Source organism: Allobosea sp. BH3 (assembly GCF_025499465.1).
Classification (GTDB): domain Bacteria; phylum Pseudomonadota; class Alphaproteobacteria; order Rhizobiales; family Beijerinckiaceae; genus Allobosea.
Genome location: NZ_JAIMCA010000003.1, coordinates 59,960 through 74,155, shown reverse-complemented (window position 1 = coordinate 74,155; position 14,196 = coordinate 59,960). Strand labels below are relative to the sequence as shown.

General features: G+C 66.2%; 17 protein-coding genes. 10 read left to right on the top strand and 7 right to left on the bottom strand.

All coding sequences use genetic code 11. From position 1 onward, the window contains the following. The first annotated feature begins 132 nt into the window (after nucleotides 1–132). Entirely contained in the window at nucleotides 133–897 is a 765-nt protein-coding gene (locus BoBH3_RS09345; RefSeq protein ID WP_262330536.1) for a type 1 glutamine amidotransferase domain-containing protein, read from the top strand. Nucleotides 898–1,069: 172 nt separating this feature from the next. Then, a complete protein-coding gene (locus BoBH3_RS09340; protein WP_262330535.1) occupies nucleotides 1,070–1,753 on the top strand; it encodes a glutathione S-transferase family protein in 684 nt (227 codons plus the stop codon). Between the two features lie 18 nt (nucleotides 1,754–1,771). Here the strand turns inward: BoBH3_RS09340 and BoBH3_RS09335 are convergent, their stop codons facing one another. After that, nucleotides 1,772–2,362: an Lrp/AsnC family transcriptional regulator gene (locus tag BoBH3_RS09335; protein WP_262330534.1), complete on the bottom strand. Its 591-nt coding sequence runs from the start codon at nucleotides 2,360–2,362 to the stop codon at nucleotides 1,772–1,774. Here BoBH3_RS09335 and BoBH3_RS09330 point away from each other — a divergent pair. Beyond that, the gene (locus BoBH3_RS09330) at nucleotides 2,361–3,587 is read left to right on the top strand and encodes an aminotransferase-like domain-containing protein (protein ID WP_262330533.1); all 1,227 of its coding nucleotides are present in this window, start codon (nucleotides 2,361–2,363) and stop codon (nucleotides 3,585–3,587) included. The genes BoBH3_RS09335 and BoBH3_RS09330 overlap by 2 nt on opposite strands. 1 nt (nucleotide 3,588) lies before the next feature. After that, on the top strand, nucleotides 3,589–4,266 hold the full coding sequence (locus BoBH3_RS09325) for an RraA family protein (protein ID WP_262330532.1): 678 nt from the start codon (nucleotides 3,589–3,591) through the stop codon (nucleotides 4,264–4,266). Nucleotides 4,267–4,344: 78 nt separating this feature from the next. Here BoBH3_RS09325 and BoBH3_RS09320 read toward each other — a convergent pair whose 3' ends face one another. From BoBH3_RS09320 to BoBH3_RS09310, 3 genes are read right to left on the bottom strand one after another with little or no spacing between them, the layout of a single operon-like run. Further along, nucleotides 4,345–5,580: an SAM-dependent methyltransferase gene (locus BoBH3_RS09320; RefSeq protein WP_262330531.1), complete on the bottom strand. Its 1,236-nt coding sequence runs from the start codon at nucleotides 5,578–5,580 to the stop codon at nucleotides 4,345–4,347. Further along, nucleotides 5,577–6,380: a DUF1365 domain-containing protein gene (locus BoBH3_RS09315; RefSeq protein WP_262330530.1), complete on the bottom strand. Its 804-nt coding sequence runs from the start codon at nucleotides 6,378–6,380 to the stop codon at nucleotides 5,577–5,579. Before BoBH3_RS09315 ends, BoBH3_RS09320 begins: the two co-directional genes overlap by 4 nt. Further along, nucleotides 6,377–7,717 (bottom strand): NAD(P)/FAD-dependent oxidoreductase, encoded by a 1,341-nt coding sequence (locus BoBH3_RS09310; protein ID WP_262330529.1) that lies wholly within the window; start codon nucleotides 7,715–7,717, stop codon nucleotides 6,377–6,379. Before BoBH3_RS09310 ends, BoBH3_RS09315 begins: the two co-directional genes overlap by 4 nt. A 142-nt stretch (nucleotides 7,718–7,859) precedes the next feature. Between BoBH3_RS09310 and BoBH3_RS09305 the strand changes: the two genes are divergently transcribed. From BoBH3_RS09305 to BoBH3_RS09280, 6 genes are read left to right on the top strand one after another with little or no spacing between them, the layout of a single operon-like run. Continuing rightward, nucleotides 7,860–8,459, top strand: a complete 600-nt coding sequence (locus tag BoBH3_RS09305; RefSeq protein WP_262330528.1) for a hypothetical protein — start codon at nucleotides 7,860–7,862, stop codon at nucleotides 8,457–8,459. A 29-nt stretch (nucleotides 8,460–8,488) separates the two neighbouring features. Beyond that, the gene (locus BoBH3_RS09300) at nucleotides 8,489–8,857 is read left to right on the top strand and encodes a DUF2147 domain-containing protein (RefSeq protein WP_262330527.1); all 369 of its coding nucleotides are present in this window, start codon (nucleotides 8,489–8,491) and stop codon (nucleotides 8,855–8,857) included. 25 nt (nucleotides 8,858–8,882) lie between these two features. Further along, on the top strand, nucleotides 8,883–9,545 hold the full coding sequence (locus BoBH3_RS09295) for a sigma-70 family RNA polymerase sigma factor (RefSeq protein ID WP_262330526.1): 663 nt from the start codon (nucleotides 8,883–8,885) through the stop codon (nucleotides 9,543–9,545). Next, a complete protein-coding gene (locus tag BoBH3_RS09290; RefSeq protein ID WP_262330525.1) occupies nucleotides 9,542–10,168 on the top strand; it encodes a ChrR family anti-sigma-E factor in 627 nt (208 codons plus the stop codon). The genes BoBH3_RS09295 and BoBH3_RS09290 overlap by 4 nt, the downstream gene beginning before the upstream one ends. Beyond that, nucleotides 10,165–10,968 carry a DUF1295 domain-containing protein gene (locus BoBH3_RS09285; RefSeq protein WP_262330524.1) on the top strand — a complete coding sequence of 268 codons (804 nt, stop codon included), beginning with the start codon at nucleotides 10,165–10,167 and terminating at the stop codon, nucleotides 10,966–10,968. Before BoBH3_RS09290 ends, BoBH3_RS09285 begins: the two co-directional genes overlap by 4 nt. After that, nucleotides 10,965–11,987 (top strand): SAM-dependent methyltransferase, encoded by a 1,023-nt coding sequence (locus BoBH3_RS09280; RefSeq protein ID WP_262330523.1) that lies wholly within the window; start codon nucleotides 10,965–10,967, stop codon nucleotides 11,985–11,987. The genes BoBH3_RS09285 and BoBH3_RS09280 overlap by 4 nt, the downstream gene beginning before the upstream one ends. Nucleotides 11,988–11,998: 11 nt before the next feature. Here the strand turns inward: BoBH3_RS09280 and BoBH3_RS09275 are convergent, their stop codons facing one another. The 3 genes from BoBH3_RS09275 to BoBH3_RS09265 form a co-directional block, all read right to left on the bottom strand. Continuing rightward, a complete protein-coding gene (locus tag BoBH3_RS09275; RefSeq protein ID WP_262330522.1) occupies nucleotides 11,999–12,412 on the bottom strand; it encodes a DUF2177 family protein in 414 nt (137 codons plus the stop codon). 118 nt (nucleotides 12,413–12,530) lie between these two features. Beyond that, on the bottom strand, nucleotides 12,531–13,307 hold the full coding sequence (locus BoBH3_RS09270) for an SDR family oxidoreductase (RefSeq protein ID WP_262330521.1): 777 nt from the start codon (nucleotides 13,305–13,307) through the stop codon (nucleotides 12,531–12,533). Between the two features lie 26 nt (nucleotides 13,308–13,333). Continuing rightward, nucleotides 13,334–14,062 (bottom strand): GntR family transcriptional regulator, encoded by a 729-nt coding sequence (locus BoBH3_RS09265; RefSeq protein WP_262330520.1) that lies wholly within the window; start codon nucleotides 14,060–14,062, stop codon nucleotides 13,334–13,336. Nucleotides 14,063–14,196: the final 134 nt, after the last annotated feature.

Below are 14,196 nucleotides of genomic sequence, written 5' to 3'. Positions count from 1 at the left end.
AACGCATTTCCCTCTATAATGAGATTTCAATCGAGTGGCTTTGCTAAACAATCCGTTTAGCGGGCGCGTCTATCCGGCGGCCCTCCGCATGGCGATACAGCGAGGACGTGCAACCCAACGGATCGAAATCCCATGTCTAAGCGAATTGCTGCGCTGTTCCTGGCGCTGACGACCATCGTGGCATTGCCGGGCCTCGCCAGCGCGCAGAGCCGCCCGAGCAACCCGAAGAAGATCCTCATCGTGGTCTCCAGCCTCGACAAGAAGGCGCCGAACCTCGTCGGCGGCTACTGGTTTCCGGAGCTGACGCACCCTGTCGAAGTCTACGACAAGGCGGGGATCGACTTCGACATCGCCAGCCCGAAGGGTGGGCTGGCGCCATTCGACGGCTTTGACCTGAAGGACCAGGCGACGTTGGATTTCTGGACGAATGCCGGCCACCGCAACAAGATCGCGAATTCGATCAGGCTGTCCGAGGTGGACCCGAGCAAGTATGCCGCCATCCAGCTCGTCGGCGGTCATGGCCCGATGTGGGATTTCGTCAATAATCCCGAGCTGGACGCGATCATCCGTTCGATCCACGGCCGGAACGGCATCATCAGCGCCGTCTGCCACGGCCCGGCGGGGCTGCTGAACGTGACGCTGCCGGACGGGCAGCGCCTGATCAAAGGGAAGAAGCTGACCGGCTTCACCGCCGAAGAAGAAGCTGCCCGCGCCTATGACAAGATCGTCCCGTTCGAACTCGAGGGCGCTCTCAAGGCCGCCGGGGCTGTTTTCGAGGAAGCGCCGATCTTCCAGAGCCGCGTCGTCGTCGATGGCCGGCTCATCACCGGACAAAACCCGGCTTCTGCCCGCGAGTTCGGTGAAGCAGTCGTCAAAGCGCTCGAAGCAAGATCGTAAGCCACGACGCAGGGCGCCGCCCGCCGCCGCTCACGACGGGGAGCGAGCCATGCGACCTGTCCCGCGCGAGATGACACGCATTTTCCCGGCGGCTGCCCCCGCCGGGATTCTTCAGCCGAAGAGATGGGCGCGTTCCGCCGATCCGCAGAAAGCCAGGTTCTTGGAGAGCATGATGAAGATTTTCGACATGGAAGGGACGCCCAACGCAGCCCGCATTCGCATCGTCGTTGCGGCGAAGGGGCTGGACGACGCAATCGCGTTCGAACGCGTGGATTTGATCTCTGCCGAGCAGAAACGCCGCGAGTTCCTGGCCATGAATCCGATCGGGAAAATCCCCGTCCTCCAGCTGGATGACGGAACGATCATCTCCGAGTCCACGGCGATAACGGAATATCTCGACAATCTGGATGGAAGCCCCGCCCTCACCGGCAGGAGCCCGCGGGAGAAAGCGCTGATCCATATGATGCAGCGTCGTGTCGAGCAGCTGGTGCTCGAACCGCTGGACGACCATTTCCACTATGCCACCTCGGGCCTCGGCAAGGCGCTCGGGCCCTGGCGGATGCCGGAATGGGACGGGCGCCACGAATGGGGTCGACGGCGTGGTGACATGGCCGCGAGAGGCTTCGCGTATTTCGACGAGGTTCTGGCGGACCGGCCCTATCTCGCCACAGAGGCCTTCGCGATGCCCGACATCACCCTCTACATCAGCCTGATCTTCTCGGATTATGCCGGGATCCCGACATCGCACCTGCCGTCGCTTGCCGCCTGGCGTGCCAAGGTCGCCGACCTGCCGATCGTGAGAAATCGCAGCGGTCAGGATCTGGCCCCCGGCGATTTCGAACGCCTCACGCAGTAATGCGAGCCCCGGTCGGCTCTAGCGCAAGGCGTTGGCAGGATAAGACGACTGGTCGAGCACCAGCATGGTCGAGGTCTCGGCCACAGCGGGGACGGCCTGGAGCGTGCTCGTGATGAATTCCCGCAGCGCTTCGATATCCGCCACCCAGACACGCAGCAGATAGTCGGCCGCCCCGGTGATCAGCAAGCATTCGCTGACCTCGGGCCGGTCGCGGATCGCGTTGCGGAACTGCTCGTGCCCCTCCGGGCCGTGGCGCGCCAGCTTGACGGAGACGATGACGCACAGCGTCAGGCCGAGTGCAGCCGGGTCGATCCTTGCCGCATAGCCGTCGATGACGCCGGCCTCCTCGAGCTGCCGGAGACGGCGGCTGCACGGCGATGGCGAGAGGCCGACCCTCTCGGCCAGCTCGAGATTCGACATCCGCCCATCGCTCACGAGCTGGCCGAGAATGCGCCGGTCGATCGCGTCCAATCGATATTGAGGCGAGTTTTTTCGAGAAAGCGGATTCACCCGGCGCATTTCACTCAGAGAGTAGAGATTTATCTCCAATTTTGCATGCAATCGCCCCGGATGCGAGAGATATGATGCGCCGAAACCGGAGTCGATCATGTCCCGTGCTTCCGTTGCCGGCCGCCCTCGCCCCTCTTTTGCAGGATGGCTGGGCAAGACCAACGACATCACCCGCACCTTCCTGTCGGCGGGGCGCATTCCCGGCCTCATCAACATGGGCGGCGGCCTGCCGGAACCCGCGACCTTTCCAGTCGCCGAAATCGCGCGCATCGCCGGCGAGGTCGTGGCCGCTCATCCGGGCGAAGTTCTGGGCTATGGGCCGATCGAGGGTCTGCCGGAGCTGCGCGATGCCCTGGCACGCCGCTTCAGCGGGCCGACGACGCGGCTGACGCGCGAGAACGTCTTCATCACGTCCGGCGGCATGCAGGGGCTCGATCTCCTCGGCAAGGTCCTGATCGACGAAGGCGGGCTCATCGCCGGCCAGTTCCCAACCTATCTCGGCGCACTCGACGCCTGGCGCCCCCGCCAGCCCTCGTTCCGCAACATGCAGCTGGAAGACCCCGCCTTCGATGCCCAGGCGGCGCTCGCGGGGGCGCAATTCGCCTATGCCGTGCCGAATTTCTCCAATCCGACCGGCAGGATGGTCGACCTCGTGACCCGCAAGGCGCTGGTCGATGCGGCCCATCGCACCGGAACATGGCTGGTCGAGGACGACCCCTATGGGTTGCTGCACTATGATGGCGACCCGCTGCCGCGCCTGATCGACATTTCGGCCGGGATGGCGCCTGCGCCGACCTATGCCGGCCCCGTGATCTATATGGGCACTCTGTCCAAGGAGATCGCGCCGGGGCTGCGCATAGGCTGGGTCATCGCGGCGCCCGAGATGATCGAGGCCTTGACCATGGCCAAGCAGGGCTCGGATCTCTGCACGAGCGGCCTGACTCAGCGTGTCGCGCTTGCGGCTCTGGAGGCCGGCCTCATCGAGCGGATCCAGCCCACGATCCTTGCGACCTATCGCGCCCGGCGCGATGCGCTTTGCGCGGCCATGCAGGCAGAGCTTGCAGGCTGGTTCGAGTGGGAGGTCCCGGTCGGCGGCATGTTCGTCTGGGCCGTCGCCCGCGACCCGGCTCTCGACACCGACCTGCTGCTTCCTCATGCATTGGATGCCGGGGTCTGCATCAGCCCCAGCAGCGTGTTCGACGCGACCGGCCGCAACCGCCGCGCCATTCGCATCAACTTCACGCTCAACGAACCGGAGCGGCTGGCCGAGGGCGTAAGACGGCTGGCCGTGGCCCTGACGAAGATGCAGGCGAGGAGAAGCTGAGATGGCCGTGACGATATGGGACGTGGCCATGCCGCAGATCGCGCCCGAGGACATCGAAGCCTGGCGAAATGTCCCTGTGTCGGTCGCGGTCGATCTGGCGCGCGATATCGGCCAGATCGATCCCGCGATCCGCCCGCTCAACCCGCCGGGCAACCAGCCTGCCCTGTTCGGCCGTGCGGTCACCGTGTCGTGCGAGCCGCCGGATTTCGGGGCGGTGATCCATGCGCTCGATGTCGTCCGGCCCGGCGACGTGTTGATGATTGCGGCCGCGGGCAATGCCGAATTCGCGATGATCGGGGATATATTGTGCGGCCATCTGCGCAACCGCGGCTGCGCCGGCCTGGTCTGCGATGGCGCCGTGCGCGATGTTGCCACTCTCGCAGGGTGGCGTGACTTCTCCGTCTATGCTCGCTCGGTGACGCCGCGTAGCCCCGCATCCGCCGAACGCGGCGCGATCAATCGACCCGTCGTCATCGGCGGGCATGTCGTCTCGCCGGGCGATCTCATCATCGGCGACGACGACGGGCTCGTGGCGTTGTCGCCGCCAAACGTTCGATCGCGCATCCAGGATGCGCGGCAGAAGATGGCGCGAGAGACCGCTTGGATTGCGGAACTGGCCAGCGGCCGCGCGGCCACCGACGTATTCGCCCTCAAGCCCGCTCGCGTGATCGAAAGCTGATCGAGACGAGCCGTCCCCCATTAGGGAACGGGTTTCACCTGCCATATCGGCCCTGCCCTCGGCTCGATAGCGCCGGGTTCAGCGTGCTTGCAGGGCGATGAGGTTGACGTCGATCTTTCGGGTTCGGAATCCCGCCTCGCAATAGCAGAGGTAGAACTCCCATAGCCGGCGAAACGGCTCGTCGAAACCCATCGGCGCGATGTCGGCCCAGCGCTCCAGAAAGCGCCGCCGCCACTCATTGAGGGTCAAGGCGTAACTCTCGCCGAAATCAACCCGGTGGACGACGCCGAGATCGACCCGATCGGCCTCCCGCTCCAGCGCATGGACGGATGGCAGGCAGCCCCCTGGAAAGATGTGGCGCTGGATGAAGTCGGTGCCCTCCTGATAGGATTCGAACAAGTCCTCGTCGATCGTGATCGCCTGGAGAACCGCGCGGCCACCCGACTGCAGTGAACGGCTCAGCGTGGCGAAGTAGGAGGGCCAATAGGCGCGCCCGACGGCCTCGATCATCTCGATCGACACGATCCGGTCGAACTGGCCGGAAATGTCCCGGTAATCCTGCAATCGGAGGCTGACGCGTGCGGACAGGCCGGCCTCGGCGACGCGTTGCCGGGCCGCCTCGAGCTGCGCAGGCGACAGGGTGATCGCGGTGACCTGGCAACCTTCGCGCGCGAGCCGCTCCGCCAGTGCACCCCAGCCGCATCCGATTTCGAGGACATGCTCGCCGCCTTTCAGGGCGAGCATCTCGACGATCTTGTCGAGCCTGCGCTGCTGGGCCGCTTCGAGCGTCTCCACCGGCGTTTCGAAGAGCGCTGACGAATACATCATGCTGGCGTCGAGCCAGTGACCGTAGAATTCGTTGCCGAGATCGTAATGCGCCATGATGTTGCGGCGGCTGCCGGCGCGGCTGTTGGCATTCAGCGCGTGCCGCAGGCGGTTGAGCAGGCGCGCCGGCCAGGAGCCCGAGATCAATCGGCGCAAGGTCGCGTCATTGCGCGCTCCGAGTTCGATCAGCGCGGTGAGATCCGGCGTATCCAGATCGCCGTCGCGATAGGCTTCGGCCAAGCCGATATCGCCCTCGCGCAAGAGACGCCGGATCGCTCTCCAGTTCCTGAGCACCATGGTCGCGTGCGGGCCGGGCGCGGCGTGTCCGCTGTGAAGACGCTCGCCCTCCGGCGTGATCACCGTCAGGCGGCCGATGGCGATGCGCGACAGCAAAAGGCGCAGGAACCAGCGCGACGGCCCGAAGCCACGCGGCAGCGCGAGCGTTCCCTCGACTGTCGGGAGATGCTGTTCGGTGTCCGGCCGGCTCATGGCTGCATCGGTCCTTTCGCGTGAGGCGCCACGGCGCTAGCGCGGCTGAACGGCTGCGCGGGTGGCGCCGGATGCGACTGCCACCGAATGCGCTTCGCCAGCAGTCGCAGCGCGTGCCAATGGATGGCGCCCGTGACCTTCAGCGTGAGCAGCGGATGGCTGGCGAGCAGCCGCAGCAGTGCGGCATCGCTCAACGCCATGCGCGTCCCACTCATCGTCGCGGTGATAAGGCGCCCCTCGGCATCATGGCCGTCGATGGCGATCGAGACGCGCTCGGCCGGCGGCACCACCTTGAACGCGTAGCGCATGTCCAGAGCCATGAAGGGCGAGACGTGGAAGAGCTTGTCGGCCTCCTGCCGCAGCGTCTCGCCGATGGCGTCGGCCGGCGCGACGTAGCTGTGAATCTCGCCGAAGGTGTTGTGCACCTCGTAGACGGTGGCGCAGAGGCTGCCGTCGCGGCGATAGCAGAAATAGGTGCTGAGCGGATTGAAGGCGTAGCCGAGGATCCGCGGCATCGTCAGCAGGCGTACCGCCCCGTCGTCCCAGGGAATGCCGGCGCTCGCCAGAGCCTCGGCGATCTGCGTGCGCAGAGGCCGGCCGCTGCGGTCGCCGTAGTCGGCGTCGTGGAAGGCGTAGAGATTGAAGCGGTTGCGCGAGAAGCTGCGCAGGCTCCTGGCGAGTGCGTCGACCTCGTCGAGATCGAGCAGCATCCAGAAGACGCGATAGGCCAGCGCGTGAGGCTTCGGCCGGAACCGATGATGCCGCACTCGGCCGACATAAAGCGCAGAGCCCCAGCTCATGCCGCCAGCTCGCGCTGTGCGGGCAACGGGATCCGCCCGGACTCGTCCTGCACGCGCCACGGCCGCCGCCCGCCGCCGAGCGCCTCGGCCACCGCGAGCCCGGCCTGCAGGCCGTCCTCATGGAAGCCGGCACCGAAATAAGCCCCGCAGAACCAGCTGCGCCGCACGCCCTGGAGCGACCAGAGCTGCGTCTGGGCGTGCAGGGCCGCCGCGTCGAAAACGGGATGCTCGTAGACTTCGTGATGGAGGATCGCATGCTCGCCCGGCATGTCCGGCGGATTGAGCGTGACGAAGAGCGGTCGCTTCTCAGGGAGACCCTGGAGGCGGTTCATCCAGTAGGTCACGGCGCAAGCGGCATTCGGCCGGCTGCCGTCGCCGATATGGTTCCAGCTCGCCCAGGCCTGCCGGCGCCTCGGCATCAGACCGGGGTCCGTGTGGAGAACCGCGCGATTGCGGCTGTAGCGAAACGCGCCGAGAGCGGCCGTCTCGGCAGTTGCGGGATCGGCGAGCATCGCCAATGTCTGGTCGGCATGGGTGGCGAAGACGACCTGATCGAAGCTTTCGCTCCAGCCATCGCCCGCAACGACCACGTCGTTCGGCCCGCGCCGGACTTGCTTCACCGGCGAGCCCATCCTAATCTCGCCGCAAAACAAGCTGCGCAAGTGCTCGACATAGACAGCGCTGCCGCCTGTCACCGTGCGCCAGACGGGCCGGTCGGTAAGCCGCAGAAGCCCGTGATTGTGGTGGAAGCGCAGGAAGGCCGCGGCGGGATAGGACAGGATCTCGGCGCAGGGCGCAGACCAGATCGCCGCCGCCATCGGCAGCAGGTGATCGTCCCGGAACCCGGCGCCATAGCCGCCGGCATCGAGGTAGTCGCCCAGCGAGATTCCGGCGGCACCGCCGGCCTGCGCGTCTCTCGAGGCGTTCCGATAGAAGCGCCCGATATCCTGCAGCATCGACCAGAAGCGCGGGCTGACCAGATTGCGCCGCTGGGCGAACAGGCCGGCGACGCTGGTGCCGCTGTATTCGAGGCGGCCGCCGTCGAGCGAGACGCCGAAGGACATTTCGGTCGGCTGCGTCGCGACATCGAGATGCTGCATCAGCGCGACGAAGTTGGGATAGGTCGCCTCGTTGTAGACGATGAAACCGGTATCCACCGCCGTTTCGACGCCATCCGGCCCAGCGACGCGAACCGTGTTGGCGTGCCCGCCCAGGCGCGAGGCGGCCTCGAACAGTACGACTTCATGCGCCTGCCCCAGCAGCCAGGCGGCGGAAAGGCCTGAAATGCCGCCGCCGATCACGGCGATCCTCGTCGCTTGCTGCTGTGATCCCTGCATCGCCACCCCATTGCCTGACATGACCGATATACGCAGCGGGTCCCGGTCTGGATTTGCCGGGCAGGATCAAAAAGCGCCTGGGGCATGACCCGACGATGCGCCTCCGACGTAAGGGGAGACAGGGAAGCCAAGAGGGTCGGCGATGCCTGTGAACGGCCTGAAGCAGTTGGCTGCGGCGATCCGTGCCCATGCTGCACACCTCGATCCGCGGGCGGCGCTGGCGAACACAGTCGCGCTGGTGATCGTTTCGAACCAGCCGTTCTACCCGCTCTATCTCTATTGGGCGGTGTCGCCGGAGATCGCGCCGGCCTATCTCACCTTCCTGTCGACACCGTTCTTCGCGGCCGTCCCTGCCGCCATGCGGCGCAGCCGGCTTCTGGGGCGCGCGCTGCTGCTCGTCGCCGGCATCGGCAACACGCTGCTCTGCCTTGTCGCCTTCGGCCTCTCCTCAGGCGTCGAAGCTTTTCTGTTCCCATGCCTCATGCTGGCGCTGCTGCTCTTTCGACGATCCGAGCGCGCCTTTTCCCTCGGCTTCATCGCCCTGACCTTCGCCGCCTACCTTCTGCCGGCAGCGATCCCGGGCGCGCCGATGCATCTCTACGAACCGGCCGAATATGCCGCGTTGCAGCGCCTCAATTTTCTCAGCGCGGCATCGTTGACCGTCCTGATCGGCTGGCTCTTCGTATCGCGTCTCGACGACATGTCGTGCCCCGACAGAACCGAGGGCGCGCGCTCGACGTAGAAGGCGGACAATCGCGAAAGGATACCGTCATGAGGCGTCTTCTGCTCGCTCTCCCCCTCCTCTGCCTTTCGGACATCAGCTCGGCCACGACCGAGCTTGACGGCGTCTGGCTGCGCGACGACGGCAATGCGCGCGTGCGCATCGCACCCTGCGGAGACAATATCTGTGCGACCAATCTCTGGATCGGCGACACCAGTGGCGGCGAGGCGGTCGGCGACAGGCTCGTTCTGACACTGGTCCGCGAGCCCGACGGGACCTTCTCCGGAAATGCCTACGATCCCAAGCGCAATTGGAACTATGCGATGACGATCACGGCATCCGCCGGGGCGCTGACCACGCGCGGCTGCATCATCGGGCGCCTGATCTGCCGCGACGTGACCTGGAAGGCATCGAAGTAAGACTGGCGGGCGCTGTTGAAGGCCGGTGACCGGTGATCCACAACTGAAAGGCCGGCGTATCTGGGTCATGGTTGCCGCACACGCCCTGACTGTCGATGACATGCGCGAGGTCAGAGCCGCAGCGCAAGGAGGTCGGTTCTTCGCCTTGTTCGACCCCAATGCATTGATTGCCGCGATCGCGCGCTCGGGCGACCGAGCAGCTTTCGCCGAATTGTTCGACCACTTCGCCCCGCGGGTGAAGGGATTGCTGATGCGCGGCGGGGCATCGGCCGAGCTCGCCGAGGAGATCGCGCAGGAGACGCTGCTGGCCGTGTGGCGAAAGGCCGCCCTGTTCGACCCCACAAGGGCAAGCGCATCGACCTGGATCGCGACCATCGCGCGCAATCTCCGCATCGATATCGCCCGCCGGGAAACCCGGTCGCGGCTGTCACAAGTCTACGAGATTCTGGATGAAGAACCGCCCGAACAACCCGATGCGACCCTTTCCGGCGCCGAGCGCGATGCGCGCGTGCGAGCAGCGATGACGCAGCTTTCCGCCGACCAGTACCGCGTCGTCGAGCTCGCCTTCCTCGAAGGCTTCAGCCATCAGGACGTGGCGAGCCGCCTCGCGATTCCGCTCGGCACCGTGAAGTCGCGGCTGAGGCTCGCGCTGTCGCATCTGCGCGGCAGGCTGGAGGATCTGCGATGAGCGCCGTGCATCGTCCGTCCGACGAAACGCTCGCAGCCTTCGTGGCAGGGCAACTCGACGAAGGCCTCGCGCTCGTCGTCGCCTGCCATGTCGAGGCCGATCCGGCGAGCCGTCAGCGCCTGCGCGACCTGCAGGCCGTTCAGGGCGCACTTCTCGACGCGGCCGATCCGGTGGCAATGGCTTCGGGGCCGCGGGATGTGCGCGCGGCGGGGCAAGGCTCCCGCTCGCCCGCCAGCGCTCCGTCGGCTCCGGAGGCCGGCATGCCTCAAGTGCTGCGTCCTTATGGGCTCGGTCCCTGGCGGTCGATCGGCATCAAGGTCGCGATGAGGCGCGTCGTCGTTCCCGATGCGGAAGCCCGCGTCTTCATGCTGCGCGCCGGGCCGGGCATCGCATTGCCCCACCACAAGCATAGCGGCCTCGAATGGGCGACGATCCTGTCAGGGGCCTACGAGCACGAATATGGACGCTACGCGGCGGGCGACTTCGACGAGGCCGACTCCAGCCACGTCCATACCCCGCGTGTCGACCCCGTCGAAGGCTGCACCTGCATCGTTGCCATGACCGGGAACGTGCTGTTCCAGGGCTGGCTCGGCCGTTTGCTGCAGCCATTGGTGCGGCTGTGACCATCGCGTCTCTGGCGGTGGCCATCGTCTTCGCCGCCGCCGCGATGTCGGCGTTCATGGCGCTGGCGACGCTCATAGAGCGCCGGACCGGCAATTCTGGCTGGATCGATGTCGTCTGGACCTTTGGACTGGGAACGACCGGAGTGGCCGGAGCGCTGCTGCCTTTCGGAGCCGGGCCGATGCCGCGGCGATTGCTGGTGGCCGGTCTCGCGCTCGCATGGTCCTTTCGACTCGGCTTGCATATCGCCCGCCGCACGAGCGGCATTACCGAGGATCCGCGCTACGCCAAGCTCAAGCGAGACTGGGGCGCCGACGCGCCACCGCAAATGGCCAGGCTGCTGCAGATGCAGGCGCTGGTCAGCATCCCGCTCGCGCTCGGCATCGTGTTGGCGGCGCATAACCCCTCGCCCGCGTTCGGTTGGCAGGATTTCGCCGGGATCATCGTCTTCGCCTGCGGCCTGGCAGGAGGCGCGGTGGCGGACCGGCAGTTGCGAGGCTTCGCCCGCTCGGGGCGCCGCGGCGTCTGCGACCACGGTTTGTGGGCCTGGTCGCGTCATCCGAACTACTTCTTCGAATGCGTGCTGTGGTGTGCCTATGCCGTGATCGCGCCGGCTATCGCCTATCCCTTCGGCTGGCTCGCCGTGCTGGCGCCGGGCTGCATGACGCTGCTGCTGACCCGCATCTCAGGAATCCCTCCTCTGGAGGAGCACATGCTCGCCAAGCACGGCGCGGCCTATCGCGACTATCAGGCCAGGACCAGCGCTCTCGTTCCGCTGCCGCCGAAAGGAGCGACACCATGACGATCCTCCAGAGGCTCTCGAATTGGGGCGAGGCGCTGCCGTTGCCCGACGCCGTCAGCCGCATGGTGATCGCATCGCTGGTCGGGCGCACGAACCGTTCCTTGAATGAGCAAGCGGCCGATGCTGCCGCCTTCGCGCGCGAGATGACGGAATTCCCGATCGCGCTCCATGCCGACGCCGCCAATGCCCAGCATTACGAGGTGCCTGCCGCCTTCTTCGAGCAAGTCCTTGGGCCCCGGCGAAAATACTCGTGCTGCTACTTCGCCGATGCCGGCGATACGCTGGCGACCGCCGAAGAGGCTGCGCTCGCGCTCACGGCGGAGCATGCCGGCCTCGCCGACGGGCAGGATATCCTGGAGCTCGGCTGCGGCTGGGGCTCGCTGTCGCTCTGGATGGCGGAGCACTATCCGAACGCCCGCATCGTCTCGGTTTCCAACTCTGCCTCACAGCGCGCCCATATCGAGGAGCAGGCGCGGCTTCGCGGCTTCGGAAACCTCCGGGTCATCACCGCCGACATGAACGACTTCGTAACGGCCGAGCGCTTCGATCGCGTCGTCTCCGTGGAGATGTTCGAGCATATGGCGAACTGGCACGCGCTTCTGGTGCGTATCCGGGCATGGCTGAAGCCTGAAGGAAAGCTGTTCCTCCATGTCTTCGCTCACGCGCGCGGCTGCTATCGCTTCGATGTCGCCGACGCTGGAGACTGGATCGCCCAGCACTTCTTCACGGGCGGTCTCATGCCGAGCGCCGCGCTTGCGCACCAGTTTCCCGATCTATTCACCGTCGAGGCCGAATGGCGCTGGACCGGTGAGCACTACCGGGCCACGGCCGAGGCCTGGCTGGCGAATTTCGATCGCAACCTCCCGGCTATCGAGCCGATCCTGCGCAATGTCTACGGCCAGGATGCTCCGCTATGGCGCCGGCGCTGGCGCCTGTTCTTTCTGGCGACGAGCGGGCTGTTCGGCCATGCCCGCGGCGATCCCTGGGGCGTGAATCACTACAGATTGCGCATCGCCTGACGCGCAAGACGTCAGACCCAACCCCATCCGGCGGCGCGGCGAACCACTTCATAGGCGACCCAGGTGCAGAAGCCGACGACGACAGTGCCATAGGCGAGGTCCGCGAGCGTGATGGTCAGCGTCCACGGCTTCAGCGTGGCGTAATTCGTCAGGTCGTAGGTCGCGTATGCGAGCAGGCCGATCAGGGCACCGTTGATCACGGCCGCGCTCGAACTTCCGTCGCGCAGCGCGGGCATGAGCGCGAAATGCACCACCCCGAGCGGGAAGCCGAAATAGAACAAGGCCGCAGGCCAATAGCGCACCTGGTCGACGATCAGGTAGCCAAGCGCAGGCCGATACAACCGGGACGTCATCGTCCCGAGCCAGATGGCATCACAAATTCCGAAGGCGACGAGAAAGGCGATGTAGCCGGCGACGAAACGCATGACGACCTCCAGGAGATGGTCATGCAGATACGCCGCCCAGCCCCGTCCGGTTCAGCCTCGCCGAGGCTTTCGCCCATCGGCGAACAGCCACCGAGGCTGGCCCCGCGGTGCCGCCCGCTCAGGCCAGCATCCGGGTGTCGCCGCAGACCGAGATTTCCTGGCCCGAGATCGTCTTCGCGAAGGGCGAGGCCAGGAAGACGATCTGCTTGGCGATGTCGGCCGGATCGACGAACTGCTTGATCGAAACGCCAGCGAAGAGCCGCTGCGTCATCTCCTCATGGGAGACGTTGAAGCTGCGCGCCTTGTTGGCGATGACGCTCTGGATGCGCGGCCCCTCGACGAGGCCGGGGCAGATCGCGTTCGCCCGGATGCCGAACTCGCCGAGCTCGGCCGAAAGCGCCTTGGTGAAGCCGATCACGCCCCATTTCGCCGCAGCATAGGGCGAGCGCAGCGGGAAGCCGTGCTTGCCGGCCTGGCTGGAGAGGTTGATGATCGAGGCATTGCTCGACTGTTTCAGGTGCTCGACCGCGAGCCGCGTGCAGTTGAACTGCCCCGTCAGGTCGATGGCGACGCAGGAATCCCAGTCGGCGGGGTCGATCTCGTCGACGCGGCCGGTCGGCCCGGCGACGCCGGCATTGTTGACCAGGCAATCGAGACCGCCGAGCGAGGCAATCGTGTCTTCGAAAAGATGGCCGACAGCGGCGCGGTCAGAGACATCGCAGACCGATCGGGTCATTGCGGGGTCGCTGATCGCCATCTCGGCCAAGGCCGCCCGATCCACATCGCAGATATGCACCTTCGCCCCCTCCGCCACGAAGGCGCGCGCCGTCGCGCGGCCGATGCCGTTGGCGCCGGCCGTCACCAGCACGCGCAAGCCCTTGATCTGCAAATCCATCCTTGCGTCTCCCGTTCAGATTGCTTTCAGGCGCTGAGCTGGCCCGTTTCCTCGATATGTGCGGCGGCAGCCGAGATGTCGTCTTCGAGCGCCGCGCGCGCGGCGGCTGGATCCTGCCGCCGCAAGGCCTCCAGCAGGCGGGAATGCGCCTGCATGGCGCTGCCGCCCTTGAGGCGACGCGGCTCGTCGCGCATGTCGATGTTGAGGATAGGCCCGGCCTTGAGCCAGAGCCGCTCGATCATCTCGATCAGGCCCGGCATTCCGGCCGCCTCGTAGAGCGCGAAATGCAGGTCGCGATTGGTCGCTACGGCGCCGGCGCTGTCCGGCGGATCGGCACTCGCCGCTTTGCGGAACGCTGCATCGAAGGTCGCGACCCGCGCGATATCCCGGGGGGTCGCTTTGCGCGCCGCCTCCTCGGCAGCGAAGCCCTCGACGACGAGCCGCAACCGCGTCAATTCGCGGAACTGTGCCAGCGTCAGAACGGGAACGCGCACCGCCCTGCCCGGCAGCACCTCGAGCGCCCGGTCGGCGGCAAGCCGGCTCACGGCTTCGCGCACCGGCATCATCGAGACGCCGAGCGCTTCTGCCACACGGCGCAGCGACAGCTTCTCGCCCGGAGCAAGCCTTCCTGCGACCAGCAGGGCCCTCAGCTCACCGGTAACGCGCTCGCCGAGGGTTTCGTGCTGGATCGCGCCGATCTGGTCCAGCGCAGAGCCGTCATGGTCCGGCGCGCCGGCGGCCGCTTCGGATGGCATCGGGAGGGGCTGGACAGGGGCAATCATGTCTGCCAACGTAACTGTGATCACAGATCACGACAAGCGGCATCAGACCGCTGATCTCAATCGGCCGACGCCGCAAAGGCGCGGCACTCGTTCTGGGAGGAGCGCCA